The organism is Caballeronia hypogeia (genome assembly GCF_001544875.2).
GTDB lineage: Bacteria > Pseudomonadota > Gammaproteobacteria > Burkholderiales > Burkholderiaceae > Caballeronia > Caballeronia hypogeia.
The window spans coordinates 564,117-587,910 of record NZ_FCOA02000001.1 but is presented as its reverse complement, the minus strand read 5'-3'; the positions used below and the strand labels follow the sequence as shown (position 1 = coordinate 587,910).

Sequence of the window (23,794 nt, the reverse complement as noted above, 5' to 3'; positions counted from 1 at the left end):
TGGTCGCGCCTAATCGACTATTGAAACATATTTGTCAAGCGGTCGCTCTTTGAGGCTTGCTGCCGTGGATCGCGGTTAGATAAGGGCGCTCACGCGATTTGCAACAGCAGTCCTTTCAGGTACTCGCCTTCCGGGAAAGCTGTGAGCAGCGGATGATCGACGCCCGCGCCGAGGCGCTTGAGAATGCGCGCATCGACGCGCGCGTCCGCCGCCGCGCCCGCGACGATCTTCTGAAACAGGTCCGAATCGATCGCGCCGGAGCACGAATACGTGAACAGCAGACCGCCCGGACGCAGCAATTTGAAGCCGCTCAGGTTGATGTCCTTGTACGCGCGCGCGGCGCGATCGACAGTTTCCTTCGACGGCGCGAACTTCGGCGGATCGAGCACGATCAGGTCGAAGCGCTCGCCTTCGTCGTAGAGACGGCGCAGCGTCTTGAACGCGTCGGCGTCGAGCCATTCCGCCTTCTCCGCGTCGAAGCCGTTCGCCTCGACGTTCGCGCGCGCAAGCGCCAGCGCCTCGCCGGACGAATCGACCGAGACGACGCGCGTCGCGCCGCCCTTCAGCGCGGCGAGCGAAAATCCGCCCGTGTAGCAGAAGCAGTTCAGCACTTCGCGGCCCTGCGCGTTCTGCGCCACCAGCACGCGGTTGTCGCGCTGATCCACATAGAAGCCGGTCTTGTGGCCATTGCGCACGTCGACGTGATAGCGCACGCCGCATTCGTTCGTGATGAGCGTCTCGGGCGGCGGGTCGCCGGCGAGCACGCCGGTGGTCTGTTCTAGCCCTTCCTTCTGACGGATCGACACGTCCGAGCGCTCGTAGACGTTCGGGCAGCCCGTCGCGCCGGTCAGCGCCTGCACGATGGCTTCCTTCCACGCTTCGACCCCCGTCGCCATGAACTGGCAGACGAGCTGCGCGTGCGTGTCCCGATCCGCGACGTAGTAATCGACGATCAAGCCCGGCAAGCCATCCGCCTCGCCGAAGACGAGACGCGTGGCGCCGGTGTCCTTCACCATCGTCTGCCGATGCGCGACCGCGCGCTGCACGTGGCGCTTGAAGAACGCGTGATCGACGGGCTCGCTTTCGTCGAAGGTCCAGACGCGCGCGCGAATCTGCGATTGCGGGCTATAGGACGCGCGCGCGAGAAAGCGGCCATCGGCGGCGCGCACGGTGACGGTCGCGCCCGGCGCGGGATTGCCGTCGATGCGCGCGATGGCGTTCGCGTAAATCCACGGATGGCGGCGGACCAATGACTTGTCCTTCGCCGGTTTGAGCGTGATGGTGTTCATTGCGATTCGAGTGAGGCGCATGACGCGCCGGGGAATCAATCGCGCTTCTTCGCGCGCGGATGCGCCTGATCGTAGACGCGGGCGAGATGCTGAAAATCGAGCGACGTGTAGACCTGCGTCGCCGTGATGCTCGCGTGGCCGAGCAGTTCCTGCACCGCGCGCAGGTCGCCGCTGGATTGCAGAACGTGCGTGGCGAACGAGTGACGCAGCACGTGCGGATGCACGTTCGACGGAATACCCGCCTTGAGCGCGAGCTGCTTCACGCGCGTGCGCACGACGCCAGGCGACATGCGATTGCCGCGCACCGAAAGAAAGAGCGCGTGCGGATCGAGTTTGACGAATTCGCCACGCACCGCGATCCATGCGCGCAGGGCTTCGATCGCCTTGCTGCCGACCGGCACCTGGCGGCGGCGCTTGCCTTTGCCGAGCACCGTGACTTCCGCGTTCTCCAGATCGATCCAGCCTTCCGACGTGTGTTCCTTCGAATCGACGTGGCGCACGTCGAGTCCGACCAGCTCCGCGAGCCGCAAGCCCGACGAGTAGAAGAGTTCGAGGATCGCGTGATCGCGCAGCGCCTCGGTCGTACCGGATTGCGGCGCGTCCATGAGCGCCATGGCGTTATCGACGGAAAGCGCTTTCGGCAGCGTCTTTTCGCGCTTCGGCGCGCGCACCGTCGCGACGGGATTCGCGGGCATCTCGACGCGCTCGGCGAGCCATCGATAAAACGCGCGCCACGCCGACAGCCGATGCGCGATCGAGCGCGACGACAGCCCGCCCGCGTGCGCCCGCACGACGGCGCCGCGAATGTCGGCGGCGGTGAGCGATTCGAGTGGACGGTCCTTCGCGAGCGCGCGCAGTTCGCTCAGTTCGTGTGTGTAGCCGCGCAGCGTGTGCTCGGAGAGATGCCGCTGATGCTCCAGCATCGCAAGATAAGTGGCGATGACCGCCCCCAAGGGGGCTTCCTTCGGGGCGTCAGCGGCGCTCATCTCAGTGCGGCAGCAAACGCGACAGCGCCGCGCTCGCCAGCGCGCCGATCTGCGTGAGGAAGTCGGTCGCCATGCCGTCGTGGAAGCGGCGCGGATCGGGCGAGCCCATCACGAGCAGGCCGAAGCTCGGCGCGTCCGGGCCGGCCTGCGGATCGCGCAGCGCGATCAGCGAGACGGATTCGATCTTGCGCTCCACATCCGACGGACCTTCGCTCGGCGCCACGGTAGCCGATGCCGAATTCGCCGCGCCGAGCCATTGCGCGGCCGCGAAACCGGTGTCGACGCCGCAGTATGGCGCGGCCAGACTGTTGGTGAAAATGCGCACTTCCTCGCCGACCTGACGCGCGAAATCGGCCTGCCGGAACGCTTCGTCGATGTCCCACACGCGCAGCGCCGCGTGCGGCACGTCGAATACTTCGCACAATCCACGGCTGATGGTCGCCGGCAACGCGTACGGATCGCGCTGCGAGATGACGCGCACGGTCCAGCGATTGAACTTGGTCGAGATGCTGTCGTTCTCATGGCCGTAACGCAGCAGTTCGGCGAGCCGCCGCTCGAGCTGCTTGTTCTTGTCACGCAGCATTTCCATCTGGCGCTCCTGCAGCGACACGGCGGCCTTGCCATGCGGATTCGAGAGCCGGATGGTGCCGAGCAGCTCCGCGTGCTCGACGAAGAAATCGGGATTGTCGAGCAGATAGTCGGCGACTTCGCGTGGATTCATGATGTTGTTTGTGCGTTAGACGAGGCGATCCAGCTCGATTTCGCCCTCGAAGACCGTCGTGGCGGGGCCCGCCATGAAAAGCGCGGCGGCTTCGTCCTGCGCGCCGTTCCAGCTGATCGTGAGCATTCCGCCATGCGTTTGAACGCGCACTGGCGTGTCCAGCGCGCCGCGCCGGATGCCCGCGGCCACCGCCGCGCACGCGCCCGTGCCGCACGCGAGCGTTTCGCCCGCGCCGCGTTCGAAGACGCGCAGCTTCACCGAATGACGATCGACGATCTGCATGAAGCCCGCGTTCACGCGTTTCGGAAAGCGCGCATGGCGCTCGATCAGCGGTCCTTCCTGCAAAACCTGATACGCCTCGACGTCATCGACGATCTGCACCGCGTGCGGATTGCCCATCGAGACGACGGAAATCCAGCGGGTTTCGCCGTTTACGTCGAGCGGCCAGAGCGTGTCGTTGCCTTCGCGACGGCCTTCGAGGCCCTTTGCGTCGAACGGAACCTGTGGCGGATCGAACACCGGCGTGCTCATGTCGACGACGACTTCGCCGTTCTCCTGCATCGTCAGCGTGATGATGCCGTTCTGCACCTGCACGCGCACCGTCGATGCGTCCGTTAGCCGGCGCTCGCGCACGAACTTCACGAAGCAGCGCGCGCCGTTGCCGCAATGCTCGACCTCGCCGCCATCGCAATTGAAGATGCGGTACTTGAAGTCGACGCCTTCGATGGTCGGCTTCTCCACGAGCAGCAACTGATCCGCGCCCACGCCGAAATGGCGGTTGGCGAGCGCGCGCACTTGCTCCGCGGTCAGATCGAGCGTCTGCGTGTAGCCGTCGAGCACGACGAAATCGTTGCCCGCGCCCTGCATTTTCGTGAATTTGAGTTTCATGGCCGTCATTGTATGTGACGCGCGGCGTGGCGTTTTGCGCCGCGCACGCCGCGATCGTGCTTCAGTCGCGCATCAGTAAAAGCTCGCATCGCCCGGCGGGCGCGTCTTGAAGCGCTTGTGCACCCAGTAATATTGCTCGGGCATCTCGGGAATGTGCTCTTCGAGGAACTCGTTCATGCGCCGCGCGTCGGCGTCGTCGTCGCCGGTCGGGTAGTTTTCCCACGGCTTGAAAATCTTGAGCCGATAACCCTTGTAGTTCGGCAACACCTCGCCGATGAACGGCACCACCTGCGCGCGGCCCGTCTTGGCTAGCCGGCCGACGGCGGTCAGCGTGCACGTCGGGATGCCGAAGAACGGCACGAAGGTGGAGTTGCGCATGCCGTAATCCATGTCCGCGCCCAGCATCACGGGCTTGCGGTCGCGCAGCCAGCGCAGGACGATGCGCGCGCTGTCCGCGCGGCTCGCCATGTCGGCGCCGAAGCGGGCGCGCTGCGTCTTCGCGAGTTCCTCGATCTGCGGATTCGAAAACGGCTGATACAGGGACCCGCATTGCCGATGCAGCGAATAGTTCAGAAAGATCGAACCCGCTTCGATACCCACGAAGTGAAAACCGAGAAACAGCGTGGGCGGCAGATCGGGGTCCGTCAGGTCGACGGCGCTGTCGAGCTGAATCAGCTTTTCGAGTTTCTTCGCCGAGCCGAACCATTGCACGCTGCGCTCCACGTAGCTGCGGATCGCATGCCGGAAGTGCTTCTGCGCGATGTCCTCGCGCTTTTCTTCGGACCACTCCGGGAAGCACAGCTTCAGATTCGTATGCACGATGCGCCTGCGGCGGCTCGGAATCTGGTAGAGCAGCCAGCCCAGCGCATCGCCGAAACGCGCGGTGATGCCGTACGGAATGAGGGCCAGGAACCTGAGAAAGCCGATGGCGAGCGCCACGCCGATGCGCCCTAGCATGGGAAGCTCCGGCGAGCGGATGAATGAAGCGGGACCAAGGAAGCCAAAGGGGTCAATTCTGTGAAAACAAGGGAAGCCGGTATAATAAAACCTTCGCCGAGTTAATGGACAACTTGCGGGGCGAAGCAGATCGAAGCCTTCAGCAGTTACGAAAGGTTCCGGTCTGGGAAATTGACATCCGCTAAAGCGTCGCCGCTTCAGACTCCAAACGAAGTCGGCTACGTGAATATCAACCGTACTTACTGGAGTCTGAAGCGTGTCGAACGACTACCTCTTTACTTCCGAATCCGTTTCCGAAGGCCACCCGGACAAGGTCGCCGATCAAATCTCCGACGCCATCCTCGACGCCATCCTGTCGCAGGACAAATATTCGCGCGTCGCAGCGGAAACGCTCTGCAACACCGGTCTCGTCGTCCTCGCGGGCGAAATCACGACCAACGCCAATGTCGATTACATCCAGGTCGCGCGCGACACCATCAAGCGCATCGGCTACGACAACACCGACTACGGCATCGACTACCGCGGCTGCGCGGTGCTCGTCGCGTACGACAAGCAATCGCCCGACATCAAGCAAGGCGTCGACGCCGCGCATGACGACAACCTCGATCAGGGCGCGGGCGACCAGGGCCTGATGTTCGGCTACGCGTGCGACGAAACGCCCGAACTGATGCCGCTGCCGATCCACCTTTCGCACCGCCTGGTCGAGCGTCAGGCGAACCTGCGCCGCGATGGCCGTCTGCCCTGGCTGCGCCCGGACGCGAAGTCGCAGGTCACCGTACGTTACGTCGACGGCAAGGCGCATTCCATCGACACCGTCGTGCTGTCCACGCAGCACGCGCCGGACATCGAGCTTTCGCAACTGCGCGAAGCGGTCATCGAAGAAGTGATCAAGCCGACGCTGCCGAAAGACCTCATCAAGGGCGACATCAAGTTCCTGGTGAATCCGACCGGCCGTTTCGTCATCGGCGGTCCGCAGGGCGACTGCGGTCTGACGGGCCGCAAGATCATCGTCGATACGTACGGCGGCGCGGCGCCCCACGGCGGCGGCGCTTTCTCGGGCAAGGACCCGTCGAAGGTCGACCGCTCGGCGGCTTATGCGGGACGTTATGTCGCGAAGAATATCGTCGCGGCGGGCCTCGCATCGCGCGCGCTGATCCAGGTGTCGTACGCAATCGGCGTCGCGCGCCCGACTTCGGTCATGGTCAACACGTTCGGCACCGGCCGCGTGTCGGATGCGGAAATCACCAAGCTCGTTCTCGAGCACTTCGATCTGCGTCCGAAGGGCATCATCCAGATGCTCGATCTGCTGCGCCCGATCTACGAGAAATCGGCGGCATACGGCCACTTCGGCCGCGAAGAGCCGGAATTCTCGTGGGAAGCCACCGACAAGGCGCTGATCCTTGCCGAAGCCGCCGGCACGGAGCCGGTCGCGAGCGTCGCGTAAGGCGTTCGCTGCCGTTCGTTGCAATAGCGACACGGAAAACCGGCAGGCTGCGCGCCTGCCGGTTTTTTTTCACCCGCGGCGCGTTTCTTGCATTTGCTTGATCGGCAAAACTGAACGCCTGCGGAGTCATCATGCCGTACGACACGCTTCTTTCTCCGGTCACCATCGGCAATCTCCAACTGCCGAATCGCGTCGTGATGGCGCCGCTCACGCGCAACCGCGCGTCGCAACCCGGCGACGTGCCCTCCGAAATGAACGCCCACTATTACGCGCAACGCGCGGGGGCGGGGCTCATCGTCACCGAGGCGACGCAAGTGTCCCGGCAAGGACAGGGCTATTTCGCGACGCCCGGCATCTATTCGGATCCGCAGGAGGCCGGATGGAGAGCCGTCGTCGGCGCGGTGCACGCGCGGCATGGGCGGATCGCGTCGCAGTTGTGGCATGTCGGGCGCGTGTCGCACCGGCTGCTTCAGGAAGGTGGCGCGCCGCCCGTCGCACCCTCGGCGATGCGGGCGGCCGATACCCAGGTCTTCGTGAAGCGCGACGACGGAACCTTCGGCATGATCGACGCCGACGAGCCGCGCGCGCTCGAAACCGCCGAGTTGCCGGGCATCGTCCTGCAGTTCGTGGACGCCGCGCATCGGGCGAAGCGCGCCGGCTTCGACATGATCGAGGTGCACGCGGCCAACGGCTATCTGCTGCATCAGTTCATGGCGACGGGCGCCAATCATCGCACCGACGATTACGGCGGGGGCATCGAAAACCGCGTGCGGCTCACCGTCGATGTGCTCGAAGCGGTGTCAGGCGTGATGGGCGCGAATCGCGTCGGCATCCGCATTTCGCCGAACTTCACCGGCTTCGGCCTGCAGGACGACGAAGGCGAAACGTCATCGCTGCATCTGGCGCGGGAGCTGAAGCGCATCGGCGTTGCGTATCTGCACCTGGCCGAGGCCGACTGGGCAGGCGGCGCGCCGCTGTCCGACGATTATCGGCGCGCGCTGCGTCAGGCCTTCGACGGCGCGATCATCGTATGCGGCGAATACACGGCCGAGGAAGCGAACGCGCGCATCGAGCGTGGCGGGGCCGACGCCGTGGCGTTCGGCCGCGCATATCTCGCGAATCCGGATCTGGTGGAGCGCTTCAGGAAAGACGCGCCGCTCAACGCGCCCGATGAGGCGACTTTCTATGGCGGCGGCGAAAAGGGCTACACGGATTATCCGGCGCTCGACGACGCCGGACGTGGCTGAGCCTGAGCCGCTCAGCGCGCGGCGAACGCGTACCAGCCGGCGCTGCTGGCGGAAACACGGCGCGGACGGCGGCTCGTGAGCGTCGCGGCCTTCGGTTTCGGCGACGGCGCGCGCAACTGCACCGGACGACGCAACAGCGCGCGCAAGGAAACGCGGCGCGATGCCGCACGCACGCGCAGATTGAAGAAGAAACCGCGGAACCACGACCGGATGCCATCGACCGGATGCACGTGTTTCAGCTGCTCGGCGAGCAGTTGCGTGCGGGTGGAGTGATGGCGCAACGCGCGGATCATGCCGCGACGGGCAGGACGTGCGGCGCGCGAGGCAACGCGCGAGAGGCCAATAGCGATTCGGTGGTTCATGTCGGCGGGAGGTCGGTTGCGTTACGCAAACTCGACGATAGATGTCTCAAAAATGGCGGGCAAGGCATTCGATTCAACTCGCTTCGCGGAGTTGCACCGAATTGGCGGATTCAATGTACAGGACCTTTATTACTCGGGTAAGTACGCGTTTTCCCTGCGTTTTTATGAAGCACCTGTTGATAAATATCGGCGGATGCATTGTGGCGCGGGCCTTGGCGCGGCGTCGGATTTACAATCTTCGTATTCGCGCCGATTCCGGATATAGCGTCGTCGGCATGAATCCATTCGAAAGCCGCGAGACGCTAAAACTGAAATGTCTGATCAAAATTCGTTGAAATCGAAAAAAGAACAGGTGCACGAGCTGCGTGAAAACGGCTACGTGATCGTCAAAGGGCTCGTGACGAAAGAACGTCGCGACGCGATGCGCGAAGTCGCGCGACAGCAGTTGGCGATCGCGGCCGCGCCAGTCGAATTCGAAGCCGATCTGAAATACCCCGGTGCGCCGGATTCGAAGGACGCGCCGGGCGGACACACGGTGCGTCGCCTGCTGGACGCATACGTGCGGCATCCGCTCTTCGCGGAATTCGCGACTTCGCCGGAAGTGCGCGGCTGGATGGAGGTTTATTTCGGCGAAACGCCGTATCTTTCGCGCGCGCATCACAACTGCATGATGACGAAGCACCCCGCGTACGGCAGCCTGACCGGCTGGCATCGCGACGTGCGCTACTGGGCGTTCGAGCGCGACGATCTCGTTTCCGCGTGGCTTGCTGTGGGCAACGAGACGGTCGACAACGGCGCGCTGTGGTTCGTGCCGACGTCGCACAAGCTGCCGTTCACGTCGGATCGTTTTGACGACGCGAAATTCTTCCGCTCCGATTTGCCCGAGAACGCCGCGCTGATCCGCACGGCGGTGTCGCCCGAACTCGAACCGGGCGATGTCGTGTTCTTCCACTGCAACACGCTGCATTCGGCCGGGAAGAACCTCACTGATCAGGTGAAGTTCTCGCTCGTGTACACGTATCGCGGCGCGAGCAATGCGCCGTTGCCCGGCACGCGCTCGGCGTCGAAGCCGGAAGTGGCGCTGGTCTGAGGAATCAGCGAATTGGCGGATCGCTGTGTTAGCGTTTCGAAGGAATCGCGAGCCCGATCAACCCCGCGAGCGACGCGACGATCCCGCCCGCGATCAGCCAGATGGTCTTGTTCGTGGGCGAGCCGGTGAAGAAGCGCGATACGTCGTTCGAGAGCGAATGAAACGACTGGCCGCCGAAATACAGCAGCACTACGCCGCCGACGAGCAGCGCAACGGAAATCGCTCGGGTCATAACGTGTTTTCGTCCTGTTTCGTTCTCTGAGGGCGCGTCAGCTTAGCGGGTCGGCGCGGGCGCGTCCAGTTGCGCGGCCGGGGCCGGCGCTTCGCGCGTCAACGGCTGGATCTTGCGCAGCAGGTCGGCCTGCACGTTCTGGTGATCGGTCCGGGTGGTCCACGCGCCGAGGTTGAACTTGACGCCGGTGTCGGTGTAATCGGTCACCGAAACCCACGGCGCGGAAGGCCCGTCCTGCACGATGCGCGCATCTTCGCTCATCAGCCGGCGCAGCTCGCCGAGCACGTGTTCCACCTTGAGCCCGTGTTGCGCCTGAAAATTGATCACGACGCGGCGACGGTCGTTCGCGCTGTAGTTGGTGATCGCGTTCGCCCAGATGAGACTGTTCGGCACGTACATGACGATGCCGTCCGCCTTGGTCAGACGCGTGGTGAACAGACCGATCTCGTTGACCGTGCCCGCTGTCGTGCCGATGCCCTCGATGTAATCGCCGACGCGAAACGGCCGCAGCAGCAACAGCATCAGACCGGCAGCGATATTCTGCAGCGTGCCCTGCAGCGCGAGCCCGATGGCGAGACCCGCCGCGCCGAGCACGGTGAGAATGCTGGCCGCCGCGATGCCGAACTTGCCGAGCGCGGCGACGATGGCGATGACGCGAATCGCCCACATCGCGAGGCTGGCGAGCACGGGTGTCAGCGTGGCGTCCACGTTCGTGCGAGTGAGCGTGCGGCGCAGTGCGTTGGCGACGGCGTTGGAGATCCACCAGCCCACGGCGAGAATCAGGATCGCCAGCAGAATGTCGATGCCGTAGGTCACGGCGATCGCGGAAAAGGAATCGTAGGCGGGGCGCAGTCTGTCGATCGGGTCCATCTGTCAAGCTCCTTCATGCGGAATTTGCATTGGTCAGCGTTGACCGTCGATCGTTCCCCTAACTGACCGTCCGGCCAGTGTCGAATAGCGGGACGACGCAGCGCGCCGTGCGCACCGATGGCCGATTGGCTAAGATTGACGCCCTTGGCAGGGCGCATGCGCGCGACGCGGCACGCGCGCTCGTGCGCCGAAACTGTCTGTTGCAGGTCTGTTCAATTCGCAATCCGCAGAGGAAATCCGTCATGGCCTACGAAGCAGCGTCCGAGCGATACACGCAGATGCAATACCGCACCTGCGGCAAAAGCGGGTTGAAACTACCCGCGCTGTCGCTGGGCTTGTGGCACAACTTCGGCGATACGACGCCTATCTCCACGCAACGCGAGATTCTGCGCACGTCGTTCGATCTCGGCATCACCCATTTCGACCTCGCCAACAATTACGGCCCGCCGTATGGCAGCGCGGAGACGAACTTCGGCCGCATCTTCAAGGACGACTTCCGCCCGTATCGCGACGAGCTGCTGATCTCGTCGAAGGCAGGCTGGGACATGTGGCCCGGTCCGTACGGCCAGGGCGGCGGCTCGCGCAAGTACGTGCTCGCGAGTCTCGATCAAAGCCTGAAGCGCATGGGTCTCGATTACGTCGATATCTTTTACTCGCACCGTTTCGACGCCGATACGCCGCTGGAAGAAACCGCTGGCGCGCTCGCGACGGCCGTGCATTCGGGCAAGGCGCTCTATGTCGGCATCTCGTCCTATTCGGCGTCGAAGACGCGCGAAATGGCGAAGCTGCTCGCCGAGCACAAGGTGCCGCTGCTGATCCATCAACCGTCTTACAACATGCTGAACCGCTGGATCGAAAGCGAACTGCTCGACACGCTCGACGATATCGGCGCGGGCAGCATCGCGTTTACGCCGCTCGCGCAAGGGCTTCTGACCAGCAAGTACCTGAACGGCGTGCCTCAGGATGCGCGCGTGAACAAGCCGGGCGGCGGCTCGCTCAAGCAGGAGCACCTGAGCGACGCGAACCTCGCGCACGTGCGCAAGCTCAATGAACTGGCGCAGAAGCGCGGCCAGAGCCTCGCGCAGATGGCGCTGGCGTGGGCGCTGCGCGGCGGTCGCGTGACTTCGGTGCTGATCGGTGCGAGCCGCGCGGAACAGGTCGCGGAGAACGTCGGCGCGCTGAAGAACCTCGATTTCACCAAGGAAGAACTCGCGGAAATCGACCAGCACGCGCAGGAAGGCGGCATCAATCTGTGGGAAAAGCCGTCGACGGATCAGCGGATCTAGGCGCGGCGAACGTGCGCCAAGCCTTTCTTCGGAAAGGGTATTTCGGGATAGAGCGGGTTCCGTTGCTATCATGCTGGCTCGGTGGTTTTCCGGCAGAGATTTCGATGCTCGCGGAAAGCCGCTCGCAGCCAGCGTTTCGCCAGCCAGAGACTTCAATTCAGCACGCACGTTCGCCCACGAGGCCCGCGTGCGCGCCTTTGCCGCTACTGCGTTTCACGCGGCGCCCGACGACGCCGACCGGCTATCGGGTTAAAATAGTCGATTGCGCCGGGCTGTCTGGTTTTTTCGCGCGATGTTCACGCAAGGCGCGGCGTGGATCGCATGCCTCGTGCGTCGAACTCGCATCGAACTCGCGGCAATACCAATCGATCGTTCTATCGCGCAGCGCAGCGCCTTACTGGCGCGTTCGCAGTCAGCCGCGAGCGGTCTGAGCGTCACCGCTTTCGCACAGTTAAAGCACAGTTCAAGAAGCCATGAGCAACCTTAATCCTCAAACCGTTCTGAGCGTCCATCACTGGACCGACACGCTTTTCAGTTTCACCTGCACCCGCGACAGCGCGTTCCGCTTCGAGAACGGCCAGTTCACGATGGTGGGCCTCGAAGTCGACGGCAAGCCGCTGCTGCGCGCTTATAGCCTCGCGAGCGCGAACTACGAAGAGCATCTCGAATTTCTGAGCATCAAGGTTCCCGATGGCCCGCTCACCTCGCGTCTGCAACACCTGAAGGTCGGCGATCCGGTGCTGATCGGCAAGAAGCCGACGGGCACGCTCGTCGCCGACAACCTGCTGCCCGGCAAGACGCTGTGGCTGCTGTCCACCGGCACGGGTCTCGCGCCGTTCATGTCGATCATCAAGGACCCGGAAGTTTACGACCGCTACGAGAAGATCGTCCTGACGCACACCTGCCGTTTCGTCGACGAACTCGCGTACAAGGATTTCATCACCGAGCACTTGCCGGCGCACGAGCATATCGGCGAGATCGTCTCGGAGAAGCTGATCTATTACCCGACCGTCACGCGCGAGGAATTCGCGAACCGCGGCCGCATCACCGATCTGATCGAGACGAAGAAGTTGTTCGCGGATCTCGCGGTCGAGCCGTTCTCGATCGAAAACGACCGCGTCATGCTCTGCGGCAGCCCGCACATGCTGCGCGACACCCGCGAACTGCTCGACGCAATGGGCTTCCAGGAAGGCAGCAACAACCATCCGGGTCACTACGTCGTGGAAAAGGCATTCGTCGGCTGATCGATTCAGCGCGTTTGCAAAAACCGGAGCTTCGCGCTCCGGTTTTTTTTCGCCTGGCGAAAGCGTGACGCGCGCGGCCTTGTTACAAATCGGGCGTCGTCGGTAGGTATTTTTCCTACGCATTTGATGCAGGAAACTTGGCAAACGACATGAAGTTCGTCAGCTCAGGCCTTGTCTGACATGGATTTATAATATTTTTGAGATATGATGCGTTTACTTTGAGACGGCGCGCGCGACCGCGTGGTCCGCCTTCGATGTTACAGAGTGTAAATTCAGTTACGCCGCTCGTGATAACGCCCGAGGACGTAGCTCCAGTTGCGCTCAATGCGAGGATAGTGAATGAATCCGTCGGCCATGGTCTCGCTCGATGAGAGCCCGATTCGCCGCGCCCCGCTGCGCGGGGTGCCGTCACCGGCGCCGGAATGTTCCGGCGCGTCGTTCGCCTCACCCTATTCCGCGCTGATCGACGCCAAACTCAAGGGCGATCGCCAGATTCAGCGCCTCACCGCCCGCGTCCAGGAACTTGCCGCGCTGCTCGCCGCCACGGAAGAGCGCGCGCGCCAGGCGCTCGCGCAGGACCTCCATGACGCGACCGGCGCCGCGCTCACGGTCGCCAATCTCGCGCTCGCGCGGGCCGGTCACTGGCTGCCCGCCGATGCGCCCGCCGCCCTCGCCGATGCGCTCCAGCAGGCGCGAGCGGCGCTCGCCGAAGTCTGCGAGACGAGTCATCGCGTGGTGGAAGGCCTGCAGACGCCGACCTTCGATGCCGGTTTCGCCGCCACACTCGCCGATTGGACCACGAGCTTCGGCACGCGCGCGGGGCTCATCGTCGATTTCATCTGTCCGCCCGATGCCCGGCTGGAACGCATGTCGCACGACATGTCGCTGGCGCTGTTTCGCGTCGCGCAGGAAGCGCTCGGCAATGTGGCGCGCCACGCAGGCGCCGCGCGCGCGAGCGTGAGCATCGCGCTCGACGGACAAGGCGTGACGCTCACCGTCGACGACGACGGCTGCGGCATCAGCGCCGCCGCGCGACGCAAGGGCGGACGCTTCGGCATTTCCGGCATGCGCTCGCGCTGCGAGGCGCTTGGCGGAACCTTGCGCGTGGCGGCGGCCAAGCCCGCCGGCACTACTGTGCGCGCGCGCCTGCCGTGGACGGCCGCGCGCCCAGGCCTGTTCTCGCTCGTGGTGAACGCCTGAGGCCGCCCGCGATGCTCAGAATTCTGCTCGCCGACGATCACGGCATCGTGCGCCGCGGCGTCGCGCAATTGCTGGTGGAGCGCGGCGTCGCGTCCGAGGTGATGGAGGCGGAAACCGGCATGCAAGCGCTCGCCCTCGCCGCGCGCCGCCCGCTCGATGTCGCGATGCTCGATATTTCACTGCCGGATATCAACGGCATCGATCTTTTGAAGCGCATCAAGCGCGAGTCGCCGCGCCTGCCGGTGCTGATGTTTTCGATGTATCGCGAGGATCAGTACGCGGTGCGCGCGCTGAAGGCAGGCGCGTCGGGCTATCTGTCGAAGACGGCGGACCCGGCGCTGATGATCGGTGCGATCCAGCAGGTCGCGGCGGGCCGCAAATACGTGAGTCCGGAAATGGCCGAAGCGCTCGCGACCTACGTTTCCCTCGATACCGACCGATTGCCGCACGAAAAGCTGTCGGACCGCGAATATCAGACGCTTTGCATGCTCGCGTCCGGAAAGCGGCTGACCGACATCGCGCACGCCCTATCTCTTTCGGTTAAAACGGTGAGCGTCTATCGCGCGCGGCTGCTCGAAAAGATGAAGCTCGCCAACAATGCGGAGCTGACGTTTTACGTGATGAGCAATCGTCTCGTCGACATGAATCCGGCCATCGCCGGTTAAGCATTTATCTCGCGCAAGATAAAATCCGGCGATTTTGTCAATAATCGCCGCAATAGTGCGCCACATGCCCAAGTTCTGGGCGATCTTCGAGTCTCCGATAAAATAGCGGGTTTTCCCTGAGCAGGGGCGCCCGCACGCGCCAGAAGGAGACTCATCGCAATGTCGTTGTTCCGCAAGAAAAACATCGAGCACATGCTGGCCGGCGCGCACAGCACGTCGCTCAAGAAGACGCTCGGCGCCCTCGATCTGACGTTCCTCGGCATCGGGGCGATCATCGGCACGGGGATCTTCGTGCTCACCGGCACCGGCGCCGTGCAGGCCGGGCCGGCTCTCATGGTTTCGTTCATCGTCGCGGCGATCGCGTGCTGCTTCGCCGCCCTCGCCTACGCCGAATTCTCATCGACGATTCCCGTCGCCGGCTCCATCTACACGTATTCCTACGCAACGCTCGGCGAACTCGCCGCATGGATCATCGGCTGGGATCTGATGCTGGAGTATGGGCTTGCGACTTCCGCCGTGTCGGTCGGCTGGTCGGGCTATCTGCAATCGCTCCTGGCGGGCTTCGGCATTTCGCTGCCCACCGCGCTCACCGCCGCGCCCGGCGCCCTGCCCGGTCACGCGACGTTCTTCAACCTGCCCGCGTTCCTCGTGATGATGCTCATCACGTGGCTGCTGTCGGTCGGCGTGAAGGAATCGACGCGCGTGAACAACATCATGGTCGCGATCAAGGTGACGGTCGTGCTGCTGGTGATCGCGGTGGGCGTGTTCCACGTCAAGCCGGCGAACTGGCATCCGTTCATGCCGAACGGCTGGTCCGGCGTGTTCGGCGCGGCCGCCGTGATGTTCTTCGCGTTCATCGGCTTCGATTCGGTGTCGTCGGCGGCGGAGGAAGTGAAGAATCCGAAGCGCGATCTGCCCATCGGCATCATCTCGTCGCTCGCCGTGTGCGCGGTGCTGTACGTGGCGGTCGCGGCGGTCGTGACGGGCATCGTTCCGGCGGCGCAGTTCGCGAACAATCCGCATCCGGTTTCCTTCGCGCTGCAGGTCGCGGGACAGAACTGGGTCGCGGGCTTCATCGACCTGGGCGCGGTGCTCGGCATGCTCACCGTTATCCTCGTGATGAGCTACGGTCAGACGCGCATCATTTACGCGATGTCGCGCGACGGCCTGTTGCCCGCGCGGCTCTCGAAGGTGCATCCGCGCTTCTCGACGCCCTTCCTCACGACCTGGATCGTCGGCATCTTTTTCGGGCTGATCGGCGCACTCGTGCCGCTCAATGTGCTCGCAGAACTGATCAACATCGGCACGCTCGCCGCGTTTTCGATGGTTTCCATCGCCGTGCTGATCTTGCGCCGCACGCACCCGGATCTGCCGCGCGCGTTCCGCTGTCCGGGCGTGCCCGTCGTGCCGGTTCTGGCGGTGGCGTCGTGCCTATTCCTGATGATCAATCTCCAGGCGATGACGTGGATCGCGTTCGCCATATGGCTCGTGATCGGCCTGGCGATCTACTTCCTGTACTCGCGCCGTCATTCGGTGCTCGGGCGCGCGCCGCTCGAAACGCCGGGCGCCGCGGCATCGGCGGCCGCGAAAAAACATGAGACCGTGACGCACTGAGCGTCCAGGTTCGAAAGGCAAAAGCGCCGCCCTCGAGGCGGCGCTTCGCATTTGCCGGACTCGCGGCGCGCCGATGGACGAATTGGGACGGACGTTCGCGCCAATGGCGACGCCCGCCGATTTGTGTTTTACTCAATGTCACAATCACATCACACCAGTTCCGGCTGAACGCTCACGGCGGCAGATGGCAGGTGCGTGGCGCAAGGCTGGTCAATCCCACAGCAAGTCAATTGCATGAGACGCGAGTAAGGCGCTGAAGCGCCCACTCTGGTCGCATAGGAGACAGTGAAAATGGCGCTCAGCATCAGCCTGACGGTCAACGGGAAAGCCGTGACCGCCACCGTCGAACCGCATCTTCTGCTCGTCCAGTTTCTCCGCGAACAACTCGGCCTCACCGGCACGCACGTGGGCTGCGACACCGCGCAGTGCGGCGCGTGCACCGTCCATCTGAATGGCCGCGCGATCAAGTCGTGCAACATCCTCGCCGCGCAAGCCGAGGGCATGGACGTAACAACCATCGAAGGCATGGCCAAGGACGGCCAGCTTCATCCGATGCAGGCGGCGTTCAAGGAATGTCACGGCCTGCAATGCGGCTTCTGCACGCCGGGCATGGTGATGAGCGCGTCGGCGCTCGCGGCGCAATCGCCCGATCTTTCCGAAGAGGAAGTGCGCGAACAGCTCGACGGCAATCTGTGTCGCTGCACGGGCTATCACAACATCGTCAAAGCGGTTCTCCAGGGCGCGCAGGCCATGAAAGCCAGCGCCTGAACGCGTCGCCAGATTCCCTCCGAAACGATGAATCGCGCCTTTAACAGGAGACCGCGATGAATGCCCCTGAGCAACAGAAAATGATCGGCGCTGGCGTGAAGCGCAAGGAAGACTATCGCTTCCTGACGGGCGCCGGCCAGTACACCGACGACGTCGTCATGCCGCGCCAGAGCTACGGCGTGTTCCTGCGTTCGCCGCACGCGCACGCGAAGATCAAAAGCATCGATACGGCAGCCGCGATGAAGTCGCCCGGCGTGATCGGCATCTTCACGGGCAAGGACATGGCGGGCGAGAACGTCGGCGGCTTGCCGTGCGGCTGGCTGATCCACAGCACCGACGGCTCGCCGATGCACGAGCCGCCGCATCCGGTGATCGCGCACGACAAGGTGCTGCACGTGGGCGATCAGGTCGCGCTGGTCGTCGCGGAATCGATCAAGGAAGCGAAGGATGCGCTCGAGCTGATCGAAGTCGATTACGACGAACTGCCCGCCGTGGTCGCGACCGGCACCGCGTCGGACGCGGGGCAGCCGCTGGTGCACGACAGCGTGCCGAACAACGTCTGCTACAACTGGGGCCACGGCGACAAGGCCGCGACCGACGCCGCGTTCGCGCAGGCGGCGCATGTGACGACGCTCGATATCGTGAACCAGCGCCTCGTGCCGAACGCGATCGAGCCGCGCGCCGTGAACGCGAGCTACTCGAAGCACGACGACAGCTATACGGTCTATGTCGCGAATCAGAATCCGCACGTCGAGCGCCTGCTGATGGCGGCGTTCGTGCTGCAACTTCCGGAGTCGAAGCTGCGCGTGATCGCGCCGGATGTCGGCGGCGGCTTCGGCTCGAAGATTTTTCTGTATCCCGAGGATGTCGCGCTGACGTGGGCATCGAAGAAAGTGGGGCGGCCGATCAAGTGGACCGCCGAGCGCTCCGAAGCATTTCTCTCCGACGCGCACGGCCGCGATCACGTTACCAAGGCCGAACTCGCGATCGACAAGGACGGCAAGTTCATCGGCATGCGCGTGCATACGACGGCGAACATGGGCGCGTATCTGTCGACGTTCGCATCGTCCATTCCGACCGTGCTCTACGCGACGCTGCTCGCCGGGCAATACGCGACGCCCGCGATCTACGCCGAAGTGAAAGCGGTGTTCACGAACACCGTGCCGGTCGACGCGTATCGCGGCGCGGGCCGGCCCGAGGCGACATACGTCGTCGAGCGCCTCGTGGAAACAGCGGCGCGCGAGCTGAACATCGATCCGGTGGAATTGCGGCGCCGTAACTTCATCCGCGAGTTTCCCTATGCGACGCCGGTCGGACTCACTTACGACACCGGCGATTACGACGCGTGCCTGAATCGCGCGCTGGAGCTTGCGGACGTCGCGGGATTCGCTGCGCGGCGCGAGGAATCGAAGCAGAAGGGCAAGCTGCGCGGCATCGGCTATTCGTGCTACATCGAGGCGTGCGGGCTCGCGCCGTCGAACGTGGCGGGCGCGCTGGGCGCGCGTGCCGGCCTGTTCGAAGCGGGCGAAGTGCGCGTGCATCCGACCGGCTCCGTCACCGTGTTCACCGGTTCGCACAGCCACGGTCAGGGTCACGAGACGACCTTCGCGCAAGTGGTCGCGGACCGGCTCGGCATGTCGATCGAAAACGTCGAAGTGATTCACGGCGACACCGGCCGCATTCCGTTCGGCATGGGCACGTATGGCTCGCGTTCGATCTCGGTCGGCGGTTCGGCGATCATGAAGGCGCTCGACAAGGTCGAAGCGAAGGCGAAGAAGATCGCCGCGCATCTGCTCGAAGCGGCGGCGGAGGACATCGAGTTCAAGGACGGTGTGTTCCGCGTCGCGGGCACGGACCGCACCAAGACTTTCGTCGACGTCTCGCTCGCCGCATATGTGCCGCACAACTTCCCGCTCGATCAGATGGAGCCGGGCCTCAACGAGAACGCGTTCTACGATCCGACCAACTTCACGTATCCGTCGGGCGCGTATGTGTGCGAGGTCGAAGTCGATCAGGACACCGGCGAAACGCGCATCCAGCAGTTCACGGCGGTCGACGACTTCGGCAACGTGATCAATCCGATGATCGTCGAAGGGCAAGTGCACGGCGGGCTGGGGCAGGGCATCGGCCAGGCGATGCTGGAGCGCTGCGTGTACGACGACAGCACCGGCCAGTTGCTCTCCGGCTCGTTCATGGACTACGCGATGCCGCACGCGATCGACCTGCCGAACTTCACGGTGGAAACCGCGAAGGGCACGCCGTGCACGCACAATCCGCTGGGCGTGAAGGGCTGCGGCGAAGCGGGCGCAATCGGCTCGCCGCCGGCGGTCATCAACGCGATTCTCGACGCGCTCGCGCCGCTGGGCGTGAAGGACTTGCAGATGCCCGCGACGCCCCATCGGGTCTGGACCGCGATGCGCAACGCTCAACACGCCTGAGCCAAGGAGACCGGTATGTACTCATTCGACTATCAACGTCCCGACGAAGCGAAGGCAGCGGTCACGGCGCTGTCCGCCGACGGCGACGCCAAGTTCCTCGGGGGCGGCCAGAGCCTCTTGCCGACCATGCGCCTGCGCCTCGCGCAGCCTTCCGCGCTGATCGACGTCACGCGCATCCAGTCGATGAAAAGCGTCACGCTCGATGCCGACAAGCTGACGATCGGCGGTGCGGTGTGCCATGCGGATGTCGCATCGAACGCGGATGTGAAGAAGGCGCTGCCCGGCCTCGCCGATCTCGCGGGCCGTATCGGCGACCGGCAGGTGCGCGAGCGCGGCACGATCGGCGGCTCGCTTGCCAACGACGATCCCGCCGCGTGCTATCCGTCCGCCGTGCTCGCGCTCAACGCGACGGTCGTGACGGACAGACGGCGCATCGGCGCGGACGACTTCTTCATCGACATGTACACGACCGCGCTCGAACCCGATGAACTGATCGTCGCGGTCGAGTTTCCGCTGGCCGAGCGCGCGGGTTACGAGAAGTTTCGCAATCCGGCGTCGCACTTCGCGCTCGTTGGCGTGTTCGTCGCGAAGTTCAGGGACGGCAGCGTGCGCGTCGGCGTGACGGGCGCCGCGTCTTCGGTGTTTCGCCCGGCCGCACTGGAGGCGGCGTTGTCGAAGGACTTCTCGGTGGCGTCGGCGCGCGGCGTGACGATCGCGCCCGACGAGCTCAACGAGGACATGCACGCGAGCGCCGAATATCGCGCGCATCTGATTCCGGTGCTCGCGGGCCGGGCGATCGAACGGGCGATGTCGTTCTAGCTCGCGATGCCGGTGAAAGAGCCGCAATCCATCGACGAGACACTCGCGCGTTTGCGCGAGCAGCGCTACTTCGCGAACCGCGAGCTCGCGACGGCGCTGTTTCTCGCGTTCAGGATGCAGCGGCCCTTGTTCCTCGAAGGCGAGCCGGGTGTCGGCAAGACCGAGCTGGCGAAGGCCGCAGCGGGTTTGTGCGGCACGACGCTCTTGCGTCTGCAGTGCTACGAGGGTCTGGACACGGCGAGCGCGCTGTATGAATGGGACTATCCGCGCCAGATCATGGCGTTGCGGCTGGCCGAGGCCACGGGCGAGACGCCTTCGAACGACTCGCTGTATCGCAGCGAGTTTCTGCTGAAGCGACCGCTGCTACAGGCCTTGCTTCCCGACCCCGACAATCCCGACGCGCGCCGCGTGTTGCTGATCGATGAAATCGATCGCGCCGACGAGCCGTTCGAAGCGTTTCTGCTCGAACTGCTGTCGGACTTTCAGGTGTCGATTCCCGAGTACGGCACGGTGCGGGCCGTGCGGCCGCCGCTCGTCGTGATGACGTCGAACCGCACGCGCGAGGTGCACGACGCGTTGAAGCGGCGTTGCCTCTATCAATGGATCGGCTATCCGGAGCGCGAGGTCGAGCTGGCGATCGTCGCGGCGCGCGCGCCCGAAGCGGGGCAGGCGCTGCAAAAGCGCGCGGTGGCGTTCGTGCACGAACTGCGCACGCTGGACCTGTTCAAGGCGCCGGGCGTCGCGGAGACGATCGACTGGTGCCGGGCGCTCGCGGCGCTGTCGGTGTCGGAGCTCGATCCGCAATCGGTGCAGAACACCCTCGGGGTGCTGCTCAAATATCAGGACGACCTCGCGCGCATGGACGCGGACACGCTCGCGCGATGCCTCTCGGCGACGCCATGAACATGGAACCGTTCGCCCGCAACGTCGTGCATTTCGTGCGGCTGCTACGCGGCGCGGGGCTCGGCATGTCGCCGGCGCATGCGGTCGATGCGCTCGACGCGTTGCGCCACATCGACCTGAACCGCCGCGACGATGTGCGTGCGACGCTCGCGTGCCTGCTGGTCCACTCAAGCGACGAGCGCGAAATCTTCGATGCAGCCTTCGATCTCTTCTGGCGCGATCCCGACTGGGAAGGCAAGCTGCGCGCGCTGCTGCTGCCGAAGGTGACGAACGGCATGCCGCCGCCGAAGCGCAACAACCGCCTCGCCGACGCGCTGGCGGCGCGCGCCGCCGCATCGAAAACGCCGCCGGCGGAATCGAAGACGGAGGAGGCGCACGCGCGCATCACCTTCAGTTCGCAGGAGCGCTTGAGCCATCGCGATTTCGATACGCTGAGCGCCGATGAGTGGCGTTCGTTGCGGCATCAGATTCGCGCGCACCGGCTGCCGCTCGCGACGGAACCGACGCGCCGCCTCAAGGCCGCATCGCGCGGCACACACGCCGATCTCAAGGCGAGCGCGCGCCACGCCGTGCGCGCAGGCGGCGACTGGACCGTGTGGAAATATCGCGCGGCAGTGGAGCGCCGTCCACCGCTCGTGCTGCTGCTCGACATTTCCGGTTCTATGAGCGCGTATTCGCGCGCGGTGCTCTATTTCTGTCACGCGCTTTTGCAGTCGCGCGAACGCCTGCAGGTATTCTTGTTCGGCACGCGCCTGACCAACGCGACGCGCGCATTGCGCGAGCGCGATCCCGATGTCGCGATCGCCGCGCTCGGGCAGAACGTCGCGGACTGGTCGGGCGGCACGCGCATCGGCGCGACGCTCGCGGAGTTCAACCGACGCTGGGCGCGCCGCGTGCTCTCCGGCCGGGCGACGGTGCTGCTCGTCACCGACGGTCTGGATCACGAAGCCATCGACGTGCTCGACGCCGAGATGCAAAGGCTCAGGCGTTTCGCGCATCGGCTCGTGTGGCTCAATCCGCTGTTGCGTTTCGCCGATTTCACGCCGCGCGCGCGGGGCGTGCGCGCGATCCTGCCGCACGTCGATGCGATGCTCGCGGCGCACAACCTCGACAGCCTCGGCGCGGTCGGGCGCGAACTCGCCGCCTTGTCGCGACACACGCCTTTTGGAGAGACGCGATGGAACTGACCGAAACACACACGTTACCGGTGCCGCAGGCGCGCGCGTGGGAAGCGCTCAACGACACAGCGATCCTGAAGGTGTGCATTCCGGGCTGCGACAGCATCGACGCGGACGGCGAGAATGCCTACAGCGTCGCGATGACGGCGGCCGTCGGGCCGGTGAAGGCGCGCTTCAAGGGAAGAATGGAGCTCACGAATATTGACGCGCCCCATACTTACACGATCGTGTTCGAAGGGCAGGGCGGCGCGGCCGGCTTCAGCAAGGGCAGCGCGACGGTGAACCTCGAACCCGGCGACGAAGCCGACACGACGAAGCTCAGCTACAGCGCGAACGCACAGGTGGGCGGCAAGCTCGCGCAGATCGGCTCGCGCCTCGTCGACGGCGCGGCGCGCAAGATTGCGGCAGAATTTTTCAAGCGGTTCAGCGCTCAGCTTCAGGGCGGGCAGGAACCGCAGGATGTTCCCGCCGACGATGAAAACGGCGGCGAAGTGCAGGAGAAAGGAAAGAAATCATGGACAGCGTGGATCTCGAAGTCCTGAAGAACAGCGCGCGATGGCTCGAAGAGGGGCATCGCGTCTTGCTCGTGACGGTGGTGAAGACGTGGGGCTCGTCGCCGCGTCCGGAAGGCGCGATGCTCGCCGTGCGCGGCGACGGTCACGTGGTCGGCTCGGTGTCGGGCGGCTGCATCGAGGACGATCTGATCGACCGCGTGCGGCAGCGGGGGATCGAGCAGACGAAACCCGAAGCGGTGAAGTACGGCATCAGCGCGGAAGAGGCGCATCGCTTCGGCTTGCCGTGCGGCGGCACGATCCAGCTCGTGCTGGAGCCGTTGACGAAGGCGAGCGGCATCGCCGAACTGTGCGCGGCGGTGGAAAGCGGCAGGCTCGTCGCGCGCACGCTCGACATGGCGACGGGCGACGCGCGTCTGGAACCCGCGCTGGCCACCGACGGCGTGCTGTTCGACGATCATCGGCTGCTGACGATTCACGGCCCGCGGTATCGCATGCTGGTGATCGGCGCGGGCCAGTTGTCGCGCTATCTGTGCAGCATCGCGGTCGGGCTCGACTATCAGGTGACCGTGTGCGATCCGCGCGAGGAGTATACGGACGAGTGGAACGTGCCCGGCACGACGATCGTGCGCACCATGCCCGACGACACCGTCATGGACATGAAGCTCGACGAGCGCTGCGCGGTGATCGCGCTCACGCATGATCCAAAGCTCGACGATCTCGCGCTGATGGAAGCGTTGAAAACGCCGGCGTTCTATGTCGGCGCGCTCGGGTCGCGGCGCAACAACGCGGCGCGTCGCGAGCGTCTGAAAGAGTTCGATCTGAGCGAGGCGGAGCTTGCGCGGCTGCATGGGCCGGTGGGTATTTATATCGGCAGCAGAACGCCGCCGGAAATCGCCGTGTCGATTCTCGCCGAAGTGACGGCGGCGAAGAACGGCGTGTCTTTGCCTGAGCTGCTGCAGGTCGAGGGCGCGAAGGCCGCGCGCGAAGTGGCGGGCAAGGGCGAAGTCTGCGGCGTTTGAGCCCCCGCGTCGATATTACAAAAAGCTGTCGATCCGCGGGCCCGGTGTGGCGGGCGGCT

The 23,794-nt window shown here is 64.6% G+C and carries 23 protein-coding genes; 15 read left to right on the top strand and 8 right to left on the bottom strand.

What is annotated here, in order from left to right; genetic code table 11:
- Nucleotides 1–89: 89 nt before the first annotated feature.
- From AWB79_RS02730 to AWB79_RS02710, 5 genes are all read right to left on the bottom strand, one after another.
- Nucleotides 90–1,289, bottom strand: a complete 1,200-nt coding sequence (locus tag AWB79_RS02730) for a class I SAM-dependent rRNA methyltransferase (RefSeq protein ID WP_061165797.1) — start codon at nt 1,287–1,289, stop codon at nt 90–92.
- A gap of 35 nt (nt 1,290–1,324) precedes the next feature.
- On the bottom strand, nt 1,325–2,275 hold the full coding sequence (gene xerC / locus AWB79_RS02725) for a tyrosine recombinase XerC (RefSeq protein ID WP_061165796.1): 951 nt from the start codon (nt 2,273–2,275) through the stop codon (nt 1,325–1,327).
- 1 nt (nt 2,276) lies between these two features.
- Complete coding sequence (locus AWB79_RS02720) at nt 2,277–2,996, bottom strand: DUF484 family protein (RefSeq protein ID WP_061165795.1); 720 nt, start codon at nt 2,994–2,996, stop codon at nt 2,277–2,279.
- 15 nt (nt 2,997–3,011) lie between these two features.
- Nucleotides 3,012–3,884: a diaminopimelate epimerase gene (gene dapF, locus AWB79_RS02715; protein ID WP_061165794.1), complete on the bottom strand. Its 873-nt coding sequence runs from the start codon at nt 3,882–3,884 to the stop codon at nt 3,012–3,014.
- 72 nt (nt 3,885–3,956) lie between these two features.
- Entirely contained in the window at nt 3,957–4,841 is an 885-nt protein-coding gene (locus AWB79_RS02710) for a lipid A biosynthesis lauroyl acyltransferase (protein ID WP_061165793.1), read from the bottom strand.
- Nucleotides 4,842–5,097: 256 nt separating this feature from the next.
- Between AWB79_RS02710 and metK the strand changes: the two genes are divergently transcribed.
- On the top strand, nt 5,098–6,285 hold the full coding sequence (metK, locus tag AWB79_RS02705) for a methionine adenosyltransferase (RefSeq protein WP_061165792.1): 1,188 nt from the start codon (nt 5,098–5,100) through the stop codon (nt 6,283–6,285).
- A 131-nt stretch (nt 6,286–6,416) separates the two neighbouring features.
- Complete coding sequence (locus AWB79_RS02700) at nt 6,417–7,532, top strand: alkene reductase (protein ID WP_061165791.1); 1,116 nt, start codon at nt 6,417–6,419, stop codon at nt 7,530–7,532.
- 11 nt (nt 7,533–7,543) lie between these two features.
- Here the strand turns inward: AWB79_RS02700 and AWB79_RS02695 are convergent, their stop codons facing one another.
- Entirely contained in the window at nt 7,544–7,894 is a 351-nt protein-coding gene (locus AWB79_RS02695) for a hypothetical protein (protein WP_198398955.1), read from the bottom strand.
- Nucleotides 7,895–8,207: 313 nt separating this feature from the next.
- Between AWB79_RS02695 and AWB79_RS02690 the strand changes: the two genes are divergently transcribed.
- Nucleotides 8,208–8,984, top strand: a complete 777-nt coding sequence (locus tag AWB79_RS02690; protein WP_061165789.1) for a phytanoyl-CoA dioxygenase family protein — start codon at nt 8,208–8,210, stop codon at nt 8,982–8,984.
- Between the two features lie 28 nt (nt 8,985–9,012).
- Here the strand turns inward: AWB79_RS02690 and AWB79_RS02685 are convergent, their stop codons facing one another.
- Together AWB79_RS02685 and AWB79_RS02680 are read right to left on the bottom strand one after the other, a co-directional pair.
- Complete coding sequence (locus AWB79_RS02685) at nt 9,013–9,216, bottom strand: DUF3185 family protein (RefSeq protein ID WP_061165788.1); 204 nt, start codon at nt 9,214–9,216, stop codon at nt 9,013–9,015.
- Between the two features lie 42 nt (nt 9,217–9,258).
- On the bottom strand, nt 9,259–10,086 hold the full coding sequence (locus AWB79_RS02680) for a mechanosensitive ion channel family protein (RefSeq protein WP_061165787.1): 828 nt from the start codon (nt 10,084–10,086) through the stop codon (nt 9,259–9,261).
- 242 nt (nt 10,087–10,328) lie between these two features.
- On the opposite strand from AWB79_RS02680, the gene mgrA reads away from it, so the two are divergent.
- From mgrA to AWB79_RS02620, 12 genes are all read left to right on the top strand, one after another.
- Entirely contained in the window at nt 10,329–11,372 is a 1,044-nt protein-coding gene (gene mgrA / locus AWB79_RS02675) for an L-glyceraldehyde 3-phosphate reductase (protein WP_061165786.1), read from the top strand.
- A 473-nt stretch (nt 11,373–11,845) separates the two neighbouring features.
- Nucleotides 11,846–12,616, top strand: coding sequence for a ferredoxin--NADP reductase (locus AWB79_RS02670; protein ID WP_061165785.1), 771 nt, complete (start codon nt 11,846–11,848; stop codon nt 12,614–12,616).
- 339 nt (nt 12,617–12,955) lie between these two features.
- Nucleotides 12,956–13,816, top strand: a complete 861-nt coding sequence (locus AWB79_RS02665; RefSeq protein ID WP_061165784.1) for a sensor histidine kinase — start codon at nt 12,956–12,958, stop codon at nt 13,814–13,816.
- Nucleotides 13,817–13,827: 11 nt separating this feature from the next.
- The gene (gene rqpR, locus AWB79_RS02660; protein WP_061165783.1) at nt 13,828–14,481 is read left to right on the top strand and encodes a response regulator transcription factor RqpR; all 654 of its coding nucleotides are present in this window, start codon (nt 13,828–13,830) and stop codon (nt 14,479–14,481) included.
- 159 nt (nt 14,482–14,640) lie between these two features.
- Nucleotides 14,641–16,095 carry a branched-chain amino acid transporter BcaP gene (bcaP, locus tag AWB79_RS02655; protein WP_061165782.1) on the top strand — a complete coding sequence of 485 codons (1,455 nt, stop codon included), beginning with the start codon at nt 14,641–14,643 and terminating at the stop codon, nt 16,093–16,095.
- A 291-nt stretch (nt 16,096–16,386) separates the two neighbouring features.
- On the top strand, nt 16,387–16,863 hold the full coding sequence (locus AWB79_RS02650; RefSeq protein ID WP_061165781.1) for a (2Fe-2S)-binding protein: 477 nt from the start codon (nt 16,387–16,389) through the stop codon (nt 16,861–16,863).
- A gap of 56 nt (nt 16,864–16,919) precedes the next feature.
- Nucleotides 16,920–19,301 (top strand): xanthine dehydrogenase family protein molybdopterin-binding subunit, encoded by a 2,382-nt coding sequence (locus tag AWB79_RS02645; RefSeq protein WP_061165780.1) that lies wholly within the window; start codon nt 16,920–16,922, stop codon nt 19,299–19,301.
- Between the two features lie 15 nt (nt 19,302–19,316).
- Complete coding sequence (locus tag AWB79_RS02640; protein WP_061165779.1) at nt 19,317–20,120, top strand: FAD binding domain-containing protein; 804 nt, start codon at nt 19,317–19,319, stop codon at nt 20,118–20,120.
- A gap of 6 nt (nt 20,121–20,126) precedes the next feature.
- Nucleotides 20,127–21,023, top strand: a complete 897-nt coding sequence (locus tag AWB79_RS02635) for an AAA family ATPase (RefSeq protein WP_061165778.1) — start codon at nt 20,127–20,129, stop codon at nt 21,021–21,023.
- Nucleotides 21,020–22,210, top strand: coding sequence for a vWA domain-containing protein (locus AWB79_RS02630; RefSeq protein ID WP_232470791.1), 1,191 nt, complete (start codon nt 21,020–21,022; stop codon nt 22,208–22,210). Before AWB79_RS02635 ends, AWB79_RS02630 begins: the two co-directional genes overlap by 4 nt.
- Nucleotides 22,201–22,743, top strand: coding sequence for an SRPBCC family protein (locus AWB79_RS02625; RefSeq protein WP_061165776.1), 543 nt, complete (start codon nt 22,201–22,203; stop codon nt 22,741–22,743). Before AWB79_RS02630 ends, AWB79_RS02625 begins: the two co-directional genes overlap by 10 nt.
- Nucleotides 22,716–23,735 carry an XdhC family protein gene (locus AWB79_RS02620; protein ID WP_061165775.1) on the top strand — a complete coding sequence of 340 codons (1,020 nt, stop codon included), beginning with the start codon at nt 22,716–22,718 and terminating at the stop codon, nt 23,733–23,735. The genes AWB79_RS02625 and AWB79_RS02620 overlap by 28 nt, the downstream gene beginning before the upstream one ends.
- The last annotated feature ends 59 nt before the right edge of the window (nt 23,736–23,794 follow it).